Source organism: Rickettsia endosymbiont of Polydrusus tereticollis, assembly GCF_964026385.1.
Lineage (GTDB): Bacteria > Pseudomonadota > Alphaproteobacteria > Rickettsiales > Rickettsiaceae > Rickettsia.
In genome coordinates this window covers 909,786-927,294 of the sequence record NZ_OZ032142.1, presented here as the reverse complement: position 1 = coordinate 927,294, position 17,509 = coordinate 909,786, and the positions used below count along the sequence as shown (strand labels likewise).

The window sequence follows — 17,509 nt, the reverse complement described above, 5'->3', positions numbered from 1 at the left end:
ACATTAATCCTCAAACCTGCTATGCAAAAATTTTTAACTCTAATAATTGTAATGTTAATACTTTACAACATTGTAAAGATAAAAGCATCACCTTCTTTAGAGAATAATCAAAAAGAACAAGCAACCGTCAGTAACCTTACTTCTGAAAACCGGTCGCCCGATCATGCTGAGCCGAATAATCTGTTAACCGGTAATTTAATTGAAAAAACCATTTCAAAAGTAATAATAAATGCCCTTAAAACCGAAGAAGGAAGAGTATTTTTTGAAAATCTTATCCAGCCGTTAAATAAACCTCTCGATACTGAAAATTATACAATAGAAGTGCATAAAGATTTAATCACACCGTTATTTAAAATTAATACTATCGGTAACGGTAATATCGGTCCTGCTTCTTGCGGTCATGTCGTAACGGTATATTATCAATTATCTGATATTGATAATAATTTACTTACCGAAGACACCAAGACTTTTACTTTAGGTTCAAGAGCTATATTACCGGGGATGGATAGCATAATTGTCGGAATGATGGTCGGTCAAGCAAGAGAGGCGATTATTCCGGCAAAATATGCCTATTATAATCAAGAATACCAAAGTAAAAATATTGACCCAAACAGTCCGTATAGGCTGAATGTCGTATTAAAATCTATATTACCGCAAAACTTTATACAAAGTAATGAAGTAAAAGTATTTGATGATGAAATAGCTTACCGTGTACCTTTGTTATGTGGAGAAAAGGTAGCCTTTGATGCAAAAATCACTCGTTTATCAGACGGTAAAATATTATATGATTCAAAGCTATCGCAGAAAAAAATTGATATGAAAATAGGCGATATTGCTTATCCCTTAATTTTTTCATATGCTCTGCACGGCAAAGTGCCGATAGGAACTAGAACGGTAATTGCTAAAGGCAAAACTTTTAAAGCCACGGGATCGAATTTAAATAAAATTATTTCTAATGACTCCTTACCCTTGGAGGAATATTTAATGCTTGAGTTAAATAATTTCAGCTCTTTTTAGTAGTTTTGTTTTCGATGTCATTCTCGCTAAAGGCTGGGTGTTGTTGCATGGCTCATAATTTACCGTATTATGGTTATTACAAGTATGGTGTCATACCGTGGCTTGACCTGGTTTGTTGCACGGATCGAATTTTTGATGTCATTCCCGCGAAGGCGGGAATCTAGAAAAAACACTTAAAATAAGTAAAATTATATAAAAATTTACTATATAATTCGCTTAAATATTCTCTGGATTCCCGCCTTCGCGGGAATGACACATAGCACTTTTTTTGAGCCATACAACAACACCGATCAAGTCGCTCGCAATAACGGATTTTTATTAATTCTCGAGCCATGCGACAACGCCTGCTTGACACCGGGCTTGTAATAACCTAAGTAGAACATAAAATAATAAAAATATGCCTTCAAAAAAAAATATTAAAAAACAAAAGAATTATATTTTGTTAACTATTCTTGTCATTATGGTTATATTAGTGTATTTTGTCTCTTTAATAAAAATTGCCGGCTAAACTTTTATAGATGCTTACATGAGAAATATTATTTTATTATTAAGTTCAATAGGTTTTTTACTAGCAATAATTACAATTATCGCTATAAATAAGCAACCTAGTAAAGATACTAAAGAAGAGATATTAGAAGTAAATATTATTATAAAAGATCATAAATTTATTCCCAGTATGATTGAAGTACCTAAAAATACGAAATTACTGTTAGTTATTCATAACCAGGATGATGTAGTAGAAGAATTTGAAAGTAATGATCTCCATCGGGAAAAAATAGTAATGCCTAACTCCTCTATAAATATTATACTTGCACCTTTAGCACCCGGGAGGTACGATTTTTTTGGTGATTTTCACCAGGAAACTGCTCAAGGTTGTCTTATCGTTAATTAGATGTAAGGTATAAAATGTTTAAAATTGCTTTAATTGTATTCCGTGAATGTTTAGAGATATCTTTATTACTTGGGATAATACTTGCCGTAATAAAGCAAATAGAGAAATCACGTTTATATATTATTGCCGGCATCCTGCTTGGAGTAGTATCTGCCTCAATTTTTGCATTTTTCACTCGAAAAATATCTTTATCCTTTGGAGGGATGGGTGACGAGCTGTTTGACTCTTGCGTTATGATATTAACCACTATCTTAATTAGCTGGACGATAATTTGGATGCAAGGTTACGGTGTTAAAGTAAAGCTACATCTTAATGATTTATCCGCAAAAATTAGCGAAGGGAGCGGCAGTTATATAATGCTGGTTTTACTTGTGGCCAGCACTATTTTACGCGAGGGAGCGGAAATTATTATTTTAGTATATAGTATCTCTTCAATTGAAACACTTACTAGCAGTGTTTATTTACAAGGGGTTATCATAGGCACGACAACCGGATTTTTACTTGGTTTAATAATATATTTCGGGTTAATAAAAATTACCAATCAAAAATATATTTTTAAAATTTCTACTATCTTATTAATGCTGATCGCCGGAGGCTTTGCGGCAAGTGCCGCCGGTATCTTAACTTCCTCAGGTCTAATTACGTTTTTATCCGATCAGCTTTGGGATAGCTCTTGGTTAATCTCTGATAAGAGTATAACAGGCAAGGTATTACATATTGTTACCGGTTACATTGCAAGACCAAACGGTTTACAGGTTGTGGCTTATTTTTTCACTATAGGTTTAATTAATATTTTAATACAAATAAAATTAAAATATACGAAGTTTTCATACTAGTTGACTTTAGAATAAATTTATTCTAAACACATTTAAAAAATATTATATGTTCAAATTCTTATCAGAAATCGGTCCTGTAATAGCATTTTTTGCCGGATTTTTTTATGGCGGCGGTATACAAAGTGCTACTTTGTATATGCTTATCACCGCTATTATTTGTATCACTCTTTGTTATTTTATCGACGGGAAAGTATCAAAATTATCTCTAATTTCTGCAAGTGTTTTACTTGTTTCCGGTAGTGTCACGCTAATTAGCGGCAATTCGATGTATATAAAAATAAAACCGACTATCTTATATATTATTTTCGGTATTATTTTTCTTATGAGCGGTATAAGAAAAAATCCCTTTATTAAATATGCTTTAGAAAATATAATTGAGCTTAAAGAAGAAAGTTGGATTACTTTAAGCTACAGAGCTGCCGGGTTTTTCTTTGTCATGGCCATAATTAATGAAATAGTTTGGCGTAACTTTACGGAAGTAACATGGGTAAAATTCAAAGTATTTGGGGTAATCCCGATTACTCTTATATTTATTTTATTACAAGTACCTTACTTGCTAAGAAACAAATTACCTGATAAAAAATTATAATTATGCAAAAAATTTTAATCATCATGTTTTTATCTCTTACGCTAAGCGGTTGTTTACCGGCAATCTTTACCGCTGCAACTACTACCGGTATTGCCGCTTCAAAAGATCAGCCGATGTCGGAAACAATCAATGACGCAAAAATCTCGGCGGCAATTAAAACGGCACTCATTAAAAATAACTTTAAGGAGCTCGGTGCAAAAATTAAGGTAGAAGTGTCACAAGCACGAGTATTATTCACAGGAAATATAGAAAAAGAAGAAGATGCCTTGAAAGCAATCGAAATTGCTTGGAATCAAAAAGGAGTTAAAGAAGTTATTAATGAACTTAAAGTTAATAAAAAAAGCAATCACTTTGATTTAGTGCAATATACCAGAGACAGCCTTATAACAACGCAGATTAAAACAAAAACTTTAGTTAGAAAAGATATAAAATTTGCAAATTATACAGTTCTTACCGTAAATAATATCGTATATTTGTTCGGTGTGGCTAGGTCAGAAGAAGAATTAGCAAAAATATCTGCTATTTCATCAAAAATAAAAGGGGTTGAGAAAGTAGTCTGTTATGTTAAAATCATGGATAATTTTTCCGATACTAATGAAAATAATGATATAGATGATGGTAACTTATAATAAATTAAAATTATTAATTTTTTTGATCCTATGTTTTGGGCTTATAAGCTGTAATACTTCAAAGCAACATCTATATAAAAAGCTCTCAAAAGATGATCCTCACAATTTGAGTTATCAAGGACACTATAAAGTCGGAAAAAGCTATAAAATAAATGGTAAGACTTATAAACCTCAAAGTCCTAATAAAATATATACCCAGCTAGGCATAGCTTCCTGGTACGGCACTAAAGGCGGATTTCACGGTAAGAAAACTGCTAATGGAGATAAATATAACAAAAACCTATTAACGGCAGCCCACAAAACCCTACCCTTGCCTTGCCTTATAAAAGTAACCAATCAAGCTAATAATAAATCTGTGATACTTATGGTCAATGACCGAGGTCCTTTTAAAAAGAATCGCATCGTAGATGTTTCCGAAAAAGCCGCTGAAATTTTAAATTTTAAAAAGCAAGGAATAGCAAAAGTTAAGGTAGAATATTTAGCTCATGAAACAGATAAATTTTTGAAAAATATAAAATTAAAGCCTCAAGAAAATTTTATTGTAAAACGCACCTCAACTACCTTAGCTAGTAGCCAATGTAGCGTTAACTGCCACATTAAGCTAGTCAACTTAAAACACAAATTAGCTTTAACTCCTTAGATTCTGTGGGCATTGTTGCGTGGCTCTAAAAAAGTGCTATATGTCATTCTAGCTAAAAGCAGGAAGCTACTATCTTAAGAGTCAAGAATAAAAAAGTTAAATTTTATAAAATTAGTTACTGCTTCATCTATATTATTAATTTTGTAATGTTTTTTATTTATAGATATATCTAGTGTTGCTTTTGATACGTCTCTTCCAATAAATACCTTGTTTTCTTCTGTCATTTCTGCTACCTTGGGACATTGTTGCCTGGCTCAAAAAAAGTGCTATATGTCATTCCTGCGAAAGCAGGAATCCAGAAAAAAATATTTTTAAGTCATTAAGTCATCTTGAATTTATTTCAGGATCTACTATAAGAAATGCTGAAACAAGGTCAGCATGACAAAAAAGCCTAGATTCCCGCTTTTAGCTAGAATGACATCAAAAATTCGAGCCACACAACAACGCCTGCCTTTAGCTAGAATAACATCGAGAGCGTTTTACGATCCATGTGCAAATATATAAAAAAACAACTAACGAGTTTGAAATGGACAATTATGATTTAGTGGTAATAGGCGGTGGTCCAGGGGGATATGTTGCGGCAATCAGGGCGGCACAATTAAAGAAAAAAGTTGCTTTAATCGAGAAAGAGCATTTAGGAGGGGTATGCCTTAACTGGGGATGTATACCGACCAAGTCGCTACTTAAATCGGCAGAAATTTTTGAGCATATAAAACATGCTGCGGATTATGGTGTTGAAGTAGGTAGTCCGACGATTAATATAAAAAAAATAGTTGAGCGTTCAAGAGAAATATCCGCTAAGTTAGCAGGCGGTGTTAAATTATTGCTTAAAAAAAATAAAGTTACCGTAATAGACGGGATAGCATCACTAAGTGCTGATAAAGTAATAAATATAGATTCATCGCTCGGTAAATCGGCGATAAAGGCAGAAAATATTATTATAGCGACAGGAGCACGTCCAAGAATTTTAAAAGGATTTGAGCCTGACGGCAAACAAATTTGGACTTCTAAGGAGGCAATGGTGCCGCACGAGTTGCCTAAATCGATGATTATAGTGGGTTCAGGTGCAATCGGGATAGAATTTGCTTCGTTTTATAATAGCTTAGGCGTGGATGTTACGGTGATTGAAGCACACAGCCGAATATTACCCGTTGAGGATGCTGAAATTTCTTTAATTGCTAGAAAAAGCTTTGAAAAAAGAGGGATAAAATTTTATACTGATGCAAAACTTTTAAAGCAAACTAAATTAAAAGATAAAATAGAGGTAGAACTTGAAATAGCAGGGAAATTATACAAATTACCGGCTGAAATTTTACTTATGGCGGTCGGGATTATTGCTAATACTGAAAATTTGGGACTGGAAAAAACCAAAGTCAAAATAGAAAATGGGCATATCGTAACGAATGAATTTATGCAGACCGATGAGGCAGGAATTTATGCTATAGGCGACGTTGCCGGTAGCCCTTGGCTCGCACATAAGGCGAGCCATGAAGGTATTATTGCGGCAGAATTTATAGCCGGGCTTAAACCTCATATTATTAATAAGCAGAATATCCCCGGCTGTACTTACTCCTCTCCGCAAGTTGCTAGTGTCGGACTCACGGAAGAAGCGGCTAAGAAAGCGGGCTATCAGCTAAAAGTCGGGAGATTTCCTTTTTCGGCAAACGGTAAAGCCCTAGTTAGCGGCGATAGTGAAGGGATGATAAAAACCGTCTTTGATGCTAAAACCGGTGAGTTGCTCGGAGCTCATTTAATAGGAACAGAAGTTACCGAATTAATCCACGGTTATGTAATTACCAAAAACTTAGAAGGCACAGAGCTAGATATAATTAATAGTATTTTTCCGCATCCGACATTATCGGAAATGACGGCAGAATCAGTATTACAAGCTTTCGAGAGAGCTATACATATTTAAAAAGTACCATGACTAGAGAAAAATTAATTAAAAATTATGCCGCTGCGTTGTTTAATAATGGTAGAGATAATAACACCGAGGGAGAAATTTTTGAACAAATCAAGGTCATAAATCAAGCTATCGATGATAATACTAATATCAAAAAAGTTATGTCTTCGCCTATAATTCATAAGCTGCATAAAATTAACGCTATCAAATTACTAGCAAAAACGTTAAAAATTAATAATATGGTGCAAAATTTTTTATTGTTATTAATAGAAAATTCCCGTATGTCTATTTTAGAAGAGATAGTAAAAATCTATCATCAATTATTAGATGAAAGTAAGAATATAAAAGCGGTACAGGTTATTTCAGCTAAAATATTAAAGTCACAAGAACAAGGTTGGCTAAAGAATTATATAGAGGAAGAGTTGAAACAAAAAGCCGAGATAGTTTTTACTTTAGACCCTACAATTATCGGTGGGGTGGTAATTAAATATGATAGTATATTACAGGATTATTCTATAAAAGGAAGTTTAGAGATGATAGCAAAAACCTTAAAAACTGCGAGATAAAACCAATGAAGTTAAAAGCCGTTGAAGTTGTCGAAATATTGCAAAGAGAAATTGCCAATATTGATCAACTTACTGAATTACAGGAAGTTGGGCAGGTGATAACTATCGGTGACGGCGTAGCTAAAATATACGGTCTCGATAACGTAAAAGTCGGTGAAGTAGTAGAATTTGAGTCAGGCATTAAGGGGTTTGTTCTTAACTTAGAAACCGACTGTGTGGGCGTCGTGATTATGGGGGATGATAATCAAGTAGAGCAAGGCGATAAAGTAAAAAGAACTAAAGAAATTTTAGAAGTGCCGGTTGGAAAAGCTTTGCTTGGTCGAGTCGTTGATGCACTGGGCAAACCGATTGACGGAAAAGGTGATATTGCGGCAGAGCAGTATCGACATATTGAAATGAAAGCACCGGGGATAATAGCCAGAACTAGCGTTAGCGAACCGGTACAGACAGGCATTAAAGCTATTGATTCGCTGATTCCTATCGGTAGAGGTCAAAGGGAGTTAATTATCGGTGACAGGCAAACCGGTAAAACCGCAATAGCTATCGACACTATTATCAATCAAAAACAAGCTCATAGCCTCACCAACGAAAAAGATAAAATTTATTGCATTTATGTTGCCATCGGACAAAAAAGGTCAAATGTTGCACAGATAGTAAAAAAATTAGAAGATGCCGGTGCGATGGATTACACGATTATCGTCTCGGCAACGGCATCGGAAGCGGCTGCACTACAATTTATTTCGCCTTATTCTGCTTGTAGTATGGGGGAGTATTTTCGTGATAACGGTATGCATGCTTTGATTATTTATGATGATTTAAGTAAACATGCGGTAGCTTATCGGCAGATTTCATTATTACTTAGACGACCTCCGGGACGTGAAGCTTACCCGGGTGATGTCTTTTATTTGCATTCAAGGTTATTGGAGCGAGCCGCTAAAATGTCTGATGCGGAAGGCGGCGGGTCGTTAACCGCTTTGCCGATAATTGAAACGCAAGCAGGTGACGTATCGGCATATATCCCGACTAATGTTATCTCAATTACCGACGGGCAGATATTTTTAGAGAGCGAGCTTTTTTATAAAGGCGTGAGACCTGCAGTAAATGTCGGTATATCGGTCAGTAGAGTCGGCTCCGCTGCACAAATAAAAGCTATGAAACAAGTAGCAGGTTCGGTGAAACTTGAGCTTGCACAATTTAGAGAACTTGAATCCTTTTCACAATTCGGTTCTGATTTAGATCCCGCAACTAGGAAGCTTATCGACCACGGCAAAAAGCTTGTCGAAATATTAAAGCAAAGTCAATATCAACCTTTTCCGATAGAAGAGCAAGTAATTAGTATTTACATCGGCACTAAGAAATATTTAGATAATGTTCCGGTAGAAAGAGTTAAAGAATTTGAACATAAATTGTTAGAAGAAATGAAGGCTAGTAAAAAAGACATTCTCGACTCTATTAAAAATGAAAAACGTATAACGGACGAAAATGAAAAAAAGTTAAAGGTGTTTTTAGAGGTATTTGTGAAAGGGTTTTTAGTTTTAGAATTATCATGACGTGGTGGCATAAAGCCCTCTCTATGTCATTCCCGCGAAAGCGGGTTTAGTTTTAGAATTATCATGACGTGGTGGCATAAAGCCCTCTCTATGTCATTCCCGCGAAAGCGGGAATCCAGACTTTTTTTGTCATGCTGAACAAGTTTGCCGCAGCTAATTCAAGGGATACTGAAATAAATTCAGGATGACTTATTTTTTTCTGGATTCCTGCTTTCGCAGGAATAACATCATCAGATATAAATAATAATTATGTCAAATTTAAAACAATTAAGATCAAGAGTAAAAAGTATTAAATCTACTCAAAAAATAACTAAAGCGATGCAATTAGTTTCGGCGGCTAAACTTGCAAAAGTAAAGAGTCAAATCGTTAATTCCGGTTATTATGTAGAAGCGATACAAAAAATGATGGCAACTATATTGTCCGGTAATAATATATACGACTTATCAGTAGAAGATCAAAAATTTTTCTTGAACGAACAGCAAAATAAATCGCATTTATTTATAGTATTGACCTCTGAACGTGGATTATGCGGGACGTTTAATTCATCGATAATTAAACAAGTAAAAACTGATATTATAGATTTGGAAAATAACGGCACACAGATAAAGCTTATTATTATCGGTAAGAAAGGTTACGAGGCACTTAAAAAGGAATATTCGAATTATATCGATAGTTATTTTGAACTGTCAAAAACATATGACGAGAATTTACTTTTTCAAATAAAGCAAAAAATCCTGGAGGCAGTTGAAAATTCAGAAATTAGCCACTGCTCGGTATATTTTAATAAATTCAAAAATGCGATGATGCAAGTAATCACCAAGCAACAAATTTTACCGGTTGAGCAATATACCAAGGTTCAGGAAGAAAAAGCCGTAAATTATATTTATGAATATGAAGGTGAAAATCTCATTGCTAATATGATTAATTTATATATTAATTCTCAAATAAATTATGCATTGTTGCAAAATATGGCAAGTGAAGAAGGTGCAAGAATGACCGCTATGGAAAATGCAACAAATAATGCTAATGAGATTATTGATAAATTAACTTTGAAATTAAATAGATCACGACAAGCTATTATCACTAATGAGTTGATAGAGATTATTGCCGGTGCGGAGGCTGTATAGCTTGTTTATGTTATTCTCATGCAGTATTGTTGCGTGGATCGAATTTTTGCAAAGCGTACGGGTGTCATGCCGTGGCTTGACTGCATAACTGTTGAAAGTGAGAAAGAGTATCTTAAAATATTCTTTATATGAGGTAAAAATTACTACTAATAATATCGCAATATTACGATTATTTCCTTCTTTAGTAGTAAAAAATTGTAATAACTTAATTACTACTTTCTCACTTTCAACAGTTATGGGCTTGACTGGCTTTGTTGCATGGATCGAAAAAAGTGCCGTATGTCATTCTAGCTAAAAGCGGGAATCCAGAAAAAACACTTAAAATAGGCAAAATTATATAAAAATTTACTATATTTACTATATAATTCGCTTAAATATTCTCTGGATTCCCGCTTTTAGCTAGAATGACATAGAAAGCAGATAGGAATAACATCGATAACACTAACGTTTAAGGGCAAAAAAATGACAAAAAATATCGGTAAAATCACTCAAGTTATTTCAGCAGTAGTTGACGTGAAATTTACAAATATCAGTAAATTACCGCCAATTTTAAATGCCCTTGAGTGCTATAACGATGATCAAAAATTAGTGCTAGAAGTAGCACAGCATATCGGGGACGATACGGTACGCTGTATTGCAATGGACTCAACGGAGGGGCTTGTGCGAGGGGTAGAAGTAACCGATACGGGTACACCTATTCGTATACCGGTGGGCATTGAAACTTTAGGCAGAATTATCAACGTTACCGGTCAACCGATTGATAATAGGGGAGAAATCAAAACTGAAAATTATTCTTCTATCTATAAAGAAGCTCCGGCTTTCACCGACCAATCAACTGATAGAAATATTTTAGTAACAGGAATCAAGGTAGTAGATTTACTAGCACCTTATACAAAAGGCGGTAAAATTGGTTTATTCGGTGGTGCAGGAGTGGGAAAAACTGTGCTGATAATGGAGCTTATTAATAATATAGCTAAGGCACACGGTGGATATACGGTATTCGCCGGAGTGGGTGAACGAACCAGGGAAGGAAACGACCTTTATAATGAAATGATCGATGCCGGCGTTATTAATCTTGAAGAGCCACGAAAATCGAAAGTGGCACTAGTTTACGGTCAAATGAACGAGCCACCGGGTGCCAGGGCAAGGGTTGCGTTAAGTGGTTTGACTATTGCCGAAAGTTTTAGAGATATGAATGAGGGGCAAGATGTGTTGTTTTTTGTCGATAATATCTTTCGTTTTACTCAAGCGGGGTCGGAGGTATCAGCACTTCTAGGTAGGATACCGTCGGCGGTCGGTTATCAACCGACTCTGGCAACGGATATGGGCGAGCTACAAGAGCGTATTACTTCTACTAAAACCGGTTCTATAACTTCGGTGCAGGCTATATATGTACCGGCGGACGATTTAACCGATCCGGCTCCCGCTACCTCTTTTACGCATTTAGACGCTACAACGGTATTAAGCCGTCAGATCGCCGAGCTAGGTATTTACCCCGCTGTCGATCCGCTTGATAGCAATTCTCAAATACTCGATCCGGTGATTGTCGGGAAAGAGCATTATGAAGTTACGCGGAAAGTACAACAGATTTTACAAACTTATAAATCGTTGCAGGATATTATTGCGATTTTGGGCATGGATGAGCTATCGGAAGAAGATAAATTAATCGTTGCTAGAGCCAGGAAAATACAAAAATTTTTATCTCAACCGTTCCATGTAGCGGAAGTATTTACCGGTGCTGAGGGGAAATTTGTAAATTTGGCAGATACTATTTCAGGGTTTAAAGCTTTAGTAGAAGGTAAATACGATGACTTGCCGGAAGCCGCATTTTATATGGTTGGGACGATTGAAGAAGCTATAGAAAAGGCTAAAACTATTAAAGGGGAAGTTAAAAATTAATTCTTAATTTACCGTATTATGGTTATTACAAGTATGGTGTCATACTGTGGCTTGTACCTGTGTTGTTGCGTGGATAGAATTTTTGATGTCATTCCCGCGCAGGCGGGAATCCAGAAAATATTTAAGCGCATTATATAGTAAATTTTTATATAATTTTGCTTATTTTAAGCGTTCTTTCTGGATTCCCGCCTGCGCGGGAATGACATACGGCACTTTTTTAGAGCCATGCAGCGGCGTCGATCAAGTCACGTGGCATCCCCACGACTTTTTAACTTACGAGCGGTATACTAACTTTATACTAACATTTTTACATTAATTCTAATGATTACATTATTTGACGTTACGATTTTTGCAATTATTACTATTTTCTCATTCATTGGGTTATATCAAGGAATAATAGGTTTTATCTTTAGAGTGGTAGGTTTTACGGTCTCTATAGCCCTTACCTATTTTTTGTATCCATATGCGTTAGAAATAATCCATAAATATACCGACAATGAAATTATAGGAATAATTTTTGCCGGTGTTGCATCATATATTATTTCTTTAATTTTATGTATTTTTATAACCTATAAATTCCTTGCCGTAATTTCTTTTATGAGAGGGGGGCTTGTTGATAAATCCTTAGGGCTACTATTAGGGCTCGCTATCGGTATTATTATCTCGACTATTTTATTTCTTATTACGGCAATGTTTACTTCTACTAGCTATTTAAAAAGCGAAACTTTTGAAGGATTTATACAAAGTAACGATAATAATAAATATTCCGGTATATTAAAAAGATCTTTAACTACCGGTTATTTAGATGAAATAAGTAAAAATATTATAATAATAGTGCCGCCAAGTAGTTTAAAATCAATTGAGATATTAAATAATAAAGCTTCGGATAGTTCCAAAAATACCGTACATAAAACATTTAAAAGTAAGAACTCCGGAACTAATCACGAGTTTTCAGATGATCTACAAGATGAGCTTGACGGAATTTCATCGCATATAGATGATGAATAAGTTTCGCAAAAAGTAAATTCATGAAATTATATAGTTTTGCCGAGCATCTTTCAGAGTTAAAAACTCGATTATTTAGAATAATCGCTATTTTTATTGTTACTTTTATTATTTGTTATTATTTTAGCGATAATATATATAGTTTTTTATTACGACCTTTAGCAAAATTAAGTCACGATAATTTAAGGAATATCATTTATACCGGTCTTACCGAAGCATTTTTTACTTATATAAAACTTTCGGCTTTTTCTGCCTTGCTAATTATCATTCCGGTTATAGCAATTGAATGCTATTTATTTGTTAAACCCGGCTTGTATTCGCATGAAAAAAAAATTATCGCCTTTCTTCTTTTTATGTCTCCAGTTTTGTTTTGGGGCGGAAGTATTTTTGTATTTTATTTTGTAATGCCGAAAGCATGGATTTTTTTCCTTAGTTTTGAAAAACGTGATATAATAGTACCGATAATACTAAAAGCAAAAATTAGTGAATATCTAAATTTAGTAATTCAATTAATTATTGCATTTGGCGTAGCTTTTCAATTACCGATTGTTATTATAATATTGAATATATTAAAAATAATAAAGGTAAGCACGCTGCAGAATAAAAGGAGACTTGCTGTGGTAATTAACTTTATTATTGCCGGAATATTAACACCGCCGGACGTGTTAAGTCAATTAGCTCTTGCAATACCGCTGCTTTTATTATATGAAATTTCAATTATAGTATGCTGCTTTATAGAAAAAACCGAAAAAATAACCAAGGAAATTAAATGTTAAGTATTAAATGGATTAGAGAAAATAAAAATATCTTTGACGACCTCTTAAGAAAAAGGTTCATTGAGCCGATGTCGGATAAAATTGCTAAATTAGACGAAGATAAGCGAAAAATAACAAATTTAATTCAAGAATTTCAACATGCACGTAAAACAAAATCCAAAATTCTTGGAGGTATGGACCCTAAGAATGAAGAGTTTAAAAGCATAAAACGTGACGTTGAACATATAAATGAAAAGCTAGAAGAGCTTAATCTTGATTTAAATAATAATACCGAATTAAACGATATATTAAATATGCTGCCGAATATACCGGAGGAAGAGGTTCCTTACGGTATTGACGAAAGCATGAATAAATTAATACGAACCCACGGCGAAACAAAAACTTATCCATATAGCAAACAACATTTTGAATTAGGTGAAAAACTAAAGCTAATGGATTTTGAGCAAGCAGCTAAAATGTCCGGCAGTAGATTTGTAATATTAAAAGGGGATTTAGCAAAATTAGAGCGTGCTTTAATTAATTTCATGATTGATACTCATACTAGCGAGTTCGATTTTGTTGAAATTTCACCGCCGGCGTTAGTTCGTGACATAGCAATGTATAATGCCGGTCAATTACCTAAATTCGCCGATGATTCTTTTGAAACTACTAACGATTATAGACTTATACCGACTGCAGAAGTGCCGCTAGTGAATATGGTGGCCGATAGCATTATCGCACGTGAAAAATTACCGATCCGTTATGTTGCTCATACGCCGTGCTTTAGGTCGGAAGCAGGCAGCAGCGGCAGGGACACTAGAGGGATGATTAGGCTACATCAATTTAGTAAAGTTGAATTAGTAACAATTACCACACCTGAAGAATCAAAACGTGAACATGAGCATATAACTAATGCCGCCGAAACAATTTTAAAAAAGCTTGATCTATCTTATCGAGTTATGCTACTTTGTACCGGTGATATGGGATTTTCAGCACAAAAAACTTATGATTTAGAAGTATGGTTGCCAGGTCAAAAACAATATCGAGAGATTTCCAGCTGCTCCAATTGCGGAGATTTCCAAGCTCGAAGAATGAAAGCACGATATAAAGAATTCGGTAGCTCGGAAACTACTTTTGTTCATACTTTAAATGCTTCCGGTTTAGCGGTAGGACGCACGATTATAGCCATTTTAGAAAACTATCAAAATGCAGACGGTTCTATAACGGTGCCGGACGTTTTAGTGTCTTACATGAATGGATTACAAAAAATTTCTATAGATGAAGAATAAATTGTTTTGTTAACGCTAAATATTAAGGTAAGATTTTAAAGTTGGAAAAGGATATAATATTGCAGGAGTAGTTAAAGCGTTCTTGATATTATTTCTGCTACCGACTATGTCATTCTAGGCGGGATGCCCTTGGTGTTTTGCATGGCTCGAATTTTTGCAAAGCGTATGGTGGTCATACCGTGGCTTGACCACGGTATGACCACCATACTTGTAATAACCATAATACGGTAAAATCGAGTCACGCAACAACGCCAATGCCATGCGGGAATGACATCGAAAATCTGAGCCATACGAGCAACACCTTACTAGCAGTATAATTTATAGGTATCATTTGTGTTTAGTGATCTAAGAAAAGTTGATAAGGATATATATAATAATATTGCGGAAGATTTTATACCTATCGCATGTCATTATAACGAAAATACTTTGCTTACTAAAGATGGAAAATTACTACAAATTATCCAAATAAACGGTCTTAATTCAGAAAAAATTAGCGATAAATTATTTAATTTACGTGAGTTAGTCCGCTCTTCCATAAAAAAAAATATAACTAATCATGATTTTGCATTTTGGGTACATACGGTACGTGAAAAACAAAATTTAGACGATCCTACTTTATATAAAAAATTACTATCCGCTAACATCCATGAGTTGTGGCAAAAGAAAAATTACTGGCATGATAAATTTGTTAATACCTTATACATATCAATAGTCTACGATTCAACGAAAATTAAAATTAATAATCTTAATTCGTTAATAAACTCCTTATCCTCTAAATTAATAGTCGATTTTGAAACTACATATTTAGATAATGCTTTTCAAAAATTAAATAATATTGTCGATAATATCCTTTCAGACTTACAAGAATTCGGTGCAGAAAAATTAGGAATAATATTTGAAGGAGATAAATCTTTTTCTGCTCCTATGTATTTATTTAATCGGATAGCTAATCTTAGCGATGATTATTGCTTAGTACCGATAACTGATTTATCTAGTGCTTTGGGGAAAAGTAAGTATGCGGTCGGCAATGATAAAATTACGGTTATTGATAATGAAGCAAATCAACAATTTATTTCCATCCTTTCAATAAAAGAATATCAGGAAACCCCTTCTACCGCTCTGGACAAGTTTCTTCAACTACCTATCGAGCTAATAATAACGGAAATATTTTATTTTATCAATAAAAAGCAAATAATCTCAGCTCTAAAAGATCAAGATTATATTTTAAAAATTAGCGGCGACGTGGAGCTTAGTAGATATAAAGGAATTAATAAAATAATAGAACTACCTGATTCATCAAATCAGTTTTGTAATCAACAAATTTCTATCGCCGTTATAGAAAATGATCTAACAAAGCTTTACAAATCTACTGCTAAAGCATCTACTGAACTCTCTAAGCTTGGCATTGTTCACGTAAAAGAAGATATCAACCTTGAACAAACATTTTGGGCACAATTACCGGGTAATTTTGCATTTATACGAAGAATGACGCCGATAATTTTAGAAAATATTGCAGCTATGGCAGCACTTCATAATTCACCGCTCGGTAGTCAATATAGCCCTTGGGGTAAAGCCTTGACTTTACTTAGAACAGAGAAAGGCACTCCCTATTTTATGAATTTTCATGATAAAACCGGCAAGGGACATACTTGTATTTTCGGAACCGGGAAAACCGGAAAAACCGTATTATTAAATTTTTTAATATCCGAAGCTACAAAATACAATCCGACAATAACTTATATTTCCAATAACAATGATTCTAAAATTTTTATCGAAGCACTTGAAGGTAAGTGGGTTGAGCCGGAAAAAGAATTTTTTAATCCTTTTTTATTAGATAATACGGAAAAATCACAAGCTTTCATTCAAGAATTTTTAAAAATAATATGTAATCATTATGTTACTCCGCTTACTGAAGCGGAAATATCTTTTTTGCAAAAACTAAAAGATAAAATTCTTTTAATAGAAAAAGAAAATCGGAATTTTTCTACAATTTTAAAATCAGAAGATTTTAGCATAGAAGGCGGAGAGCAAATACGCATCAGACTACAGGATTTTCTAGAAGGAGGATTATATAGCGGAGTATTTGACGGTTCAGTGCTTAATATATCAGAGGGAAGTATAACGGGGTTAAATTTATGTAAATTTTCAGAAGAATATTTTACAAAACAATTTTATCCTACGGAAAGGAAATTTTTAGAACAATTTACTATAAATTTAACTAAGCATCAAAGTGTTTGTGCCGGCTTAATATACGCCCTTACTTATCATTTAACTTTAGTCGGGACAGCTCCAAAAATATTTGCAGCCGACAATCTGGATAAGTTTTATAAACCTGAAATTTATTATGATACTATAAATTTGATTTTTGATAACCTAGCTCAAAATAACGGTATTATGGTAAGTAATTTTGATTTTATTTATCTTAAATCATCACCTGACCGTATCTTGCAAAAATGGTTAGATTTAATTAATACTAAAATTATTTTATCGTCCGACGTAAAAATTGAAGATTTGGATAAGATTTTAGGCTTGAATAAGTCGGAAATATATAAATTATCACAATTTGTTCTTTCTTCAAGAATGTTTTTAATCAATAAAGACGGGGAGTCTATTGCCTCTGAGCTTAGTATAGCTGCATTGATAGGAATAGTCCGAATTTTATCGAGCAAAACTAAGGAATTGGATATTTATCGGGAGATATTAGAAAAATATCAAGGTCCTCCTGATAATTGGCTTAATTATTTATATAATGCATTAAATACGATGTACTAGGTTCTACGTCATTCCCGCAGGGCGGAGTGTTGTTGTGTG

17 protein-coding genes and 1 pseudogene are annotated in these 17,509 nt (G+C 34.1%); 17 read left to right on the top strand and 1 reads right to left on the bottom strand.

The features are described from left to right. Positions 1–21: 21 nt before the first annotated feature. From AAGD48_RS04375 to AAGD48_RS04350, 6 genes and pseudogenes are all read left to right on the top strand, one after another. Positions 22–1,017, top strand: coding sequence for an FKBP-type peptidyl-prolyl cis-trans isomerase (locus AAGD48_RS04375; protein WP_341790733.1), 996 nt, complete (start codon positions 22–24; stop codon positions 1,015–1,017). 526 nt (positions 1,018–1,543) lie between these two features. Continuing rightward, entirely contained in the window at positions 1,544–1,909 is a 366-nt protein-coding gene (locus AAGD48_RS04370) for a cupredoxin domain-containing protein (protein WP_341790580.1), read from the top strand. A gap of 14 nt (positions 1,910–1,923) precedes the next feature. Further along, complete coding sequence (locus AAGD48_RS04365; protein ID WP_341790579.1) at positions 1,924–2,745, top strand: FTR1 family protein; 822 nt, start codon at positions 1,924–1,926, stop codon at positions 2,743–2,745. A gap of 46 nt (positions 2,746–2,791) precedes the next feature. After that, the gene (locus AAGD48_RS04360; RefSeq protein ID WP_341790578.1) at positions 2,792–3,334 is read left to right on the top strand and encodes a septation protein A; all 543 of its coding nucleotides are present in this window, start codon (positions 2,792–2,794) and stop codon (positions 3,332–3,334) included. Positions 3,335–3,336: 2 nt separating this feature from the next. Then, the gene (locus tag AAGD48_RS04355) at positions 3,337–3,963 is read left to right on the top strand and encodes a BON domain-containing protein (RefSeq protein ID WP_410526026.1); all 627 of its coding nucleotides are present in this window, start codon (positions 3,337–3,339) and stop codon (positions 3,961–3,963) included. Between the two features lie 10 nt (positions 3,964–3,973). Then, positions 3,974–4,603: pseudogene (locus tag AAGD48_RS04350) on the top strand (septal ring lytic transglycosylase RlpA family protein); the annotation flags it as partial. 74 nt (positions 4,604–4,677) lie between these two features. On the opposite strand, the gene AAGD48_RS04345 reads toward AAGD48_RS04350, so the two are convergent. Then, positions 4,678–4,827: a hypothetical protein gene (locus AAGD48_RS04345; protein ID WP_341790577.1), complete on the bottom strand. Its 150-nt coding sequence runs from the start codon at positions 4,825–4,827 to the stop codon at positions 4,678–4,680. 154 nt (positions 4,828–4,981) lie between these two features. Between AAGD48_RS04345 and AAGD48_RS04340 the strand changes: the two genes are divergently transcribed. The 11 genes from AAGD48_RS04340 to AAGD48_RS04290 all read left to right on the top strand — a co-directional run bounded on the left by AAGD48_RS04340 (position 4,982) and on the right by AAGD48_RS04290 (position 17,470). Then, on the top strand, positions 4,982–5,107 hold the full coding sequence (locus AAGD48_RS04340) for a hypothetical protein (RefSeq protein ID WP_341790576.1): 126 nt from the start codon (positions 4,982–4,984) through the stop codon (positions 5,105–5,107). 22 nt (positions 5,108–5,129) lie between these two features. Beyond that, positions 5,130–6,518, top strand: a complete 1,389-nt coding sequence (gene lpdA, locus AAGD48_RS04335) for a dihydrolipoyl dehydrogenase (RefSeq protein ID WP_341790575.1) — start codon at positions 5,130–5,132, stop codon at positions 6,516–6,518. An 8-nt stretch (positions 6,519–6,526) separates the two neighbouring features. Further along, positions 6,527–7,072 (top strand): ATP synthase F1 subunit delta, encoded by a 546-nt coding sequence (atpH, locus tag AAGD48_RS04330; RefSeq protein ID WP_341790574.1) that lies wholly within the window; start codon positions 6,527–6,529, stop codon positions 7,070–7,072. Positions 7,073–7,077: 5 nt separating this feature from the next. After that, positions 7,078–8,622 (top strand): F0F1 ATP synthase subunit alpha, encoded by a 1,545-nt coding sequence (atpA, locus tag AAGD48_RS04325; RefSeq protein ID WP_341790573.1) that lies wholly within the window; start codon positions 7,078–7,080, stop codon positions 8,620–8,622. A gap of 249 nt (positions 8,623–8,871) precedes the next feature. Beyond that, a complete protein-coding gene (gene atpG, locus AAGD48_RS04320; RefSeq protein ID WP_341790572.1) occupies positions 8,872–9,750 on the top strand; it encodes an ATP synthase F1 subunit gamma in 879 nt (292 codons plus the stop codon). A 97-nt stretch (positions 9,751–9,847) separates the two neighbouring features. Beyond that, positions 9,848–10,045: a hypothetical protein gene (locus AAGD48_RS04315; RefSeq protein ID WP_341790571.1), complete on the top strand. Its 198-nt coding sequence runs from the start codon at positions 9,848–9,850 to the stop codon at positions 10,043–10,045. A gap of 167 nt (positions 10,046–10,212) precedes the next feature. Beyond that, a complete protein-coding gene (gene atpD, locus AAGD48_RS04310; RefSeq protein WP_341790570.1) occupies positions 10,213–11,649 on the top strand; it encodes a F0F1 ATP synthase subunit beta in 1,437 nt (478 codons plus the stop codon). 321 nt (positions 11,650–11,970) lie between these two features. Continuing rightward, entirely contained in the window at positions 11,971–12,657 is a 687-nt protein-coding gene (locus AAGD48_RS04305) for a CvpA family protein (protein WP_341790569.1), read from the top strand. Positions 12,658–12,677: 20 nt separating this feature from the next. After that, positions 12,678–13,430: a twin-arginine translocase subunit TatC gene (tatC, locus tag AAGD48_RS04300; protein ID WP_410526025.1), complete on the top strand. Its 753-nt coding sequence runs from the start codon at positions 12,678–12,680 to the stop codon at positions 13,428–13,430. Beyond that, positions 13,424–14,698 (top strand): serine--tRNA ligase, encoded by a 1,275-nt coding sequence (gene serS / locus AAGD48_RS04295; RefSeq protein ID WP_341790568.1) that lies wholly within the window; start codon positions 13,424–13,426, stop codon positions 14,696–14,698. Before tatC ends, serS begins: the two co-directional genes overlap by 7 nt. 333 nt (positions 14,699–15,031) lie before the next feature. After that, positions 15,032–17,470 carry a VirB4 family type IV secretion/conjugal transfer ATPase gene (locus tag AAGD48_RS04290; protein WP_341790567.1) on the top strand — a complete coding sequence of 813 codons (2,439 nt, stop codon included), beginning with the start codon at positions 15,032–15,034 and terminating at the stop codon, positions 17,468–17,470. Positions 17,471–17,509 lie beyond the last annotated feature (39 nt).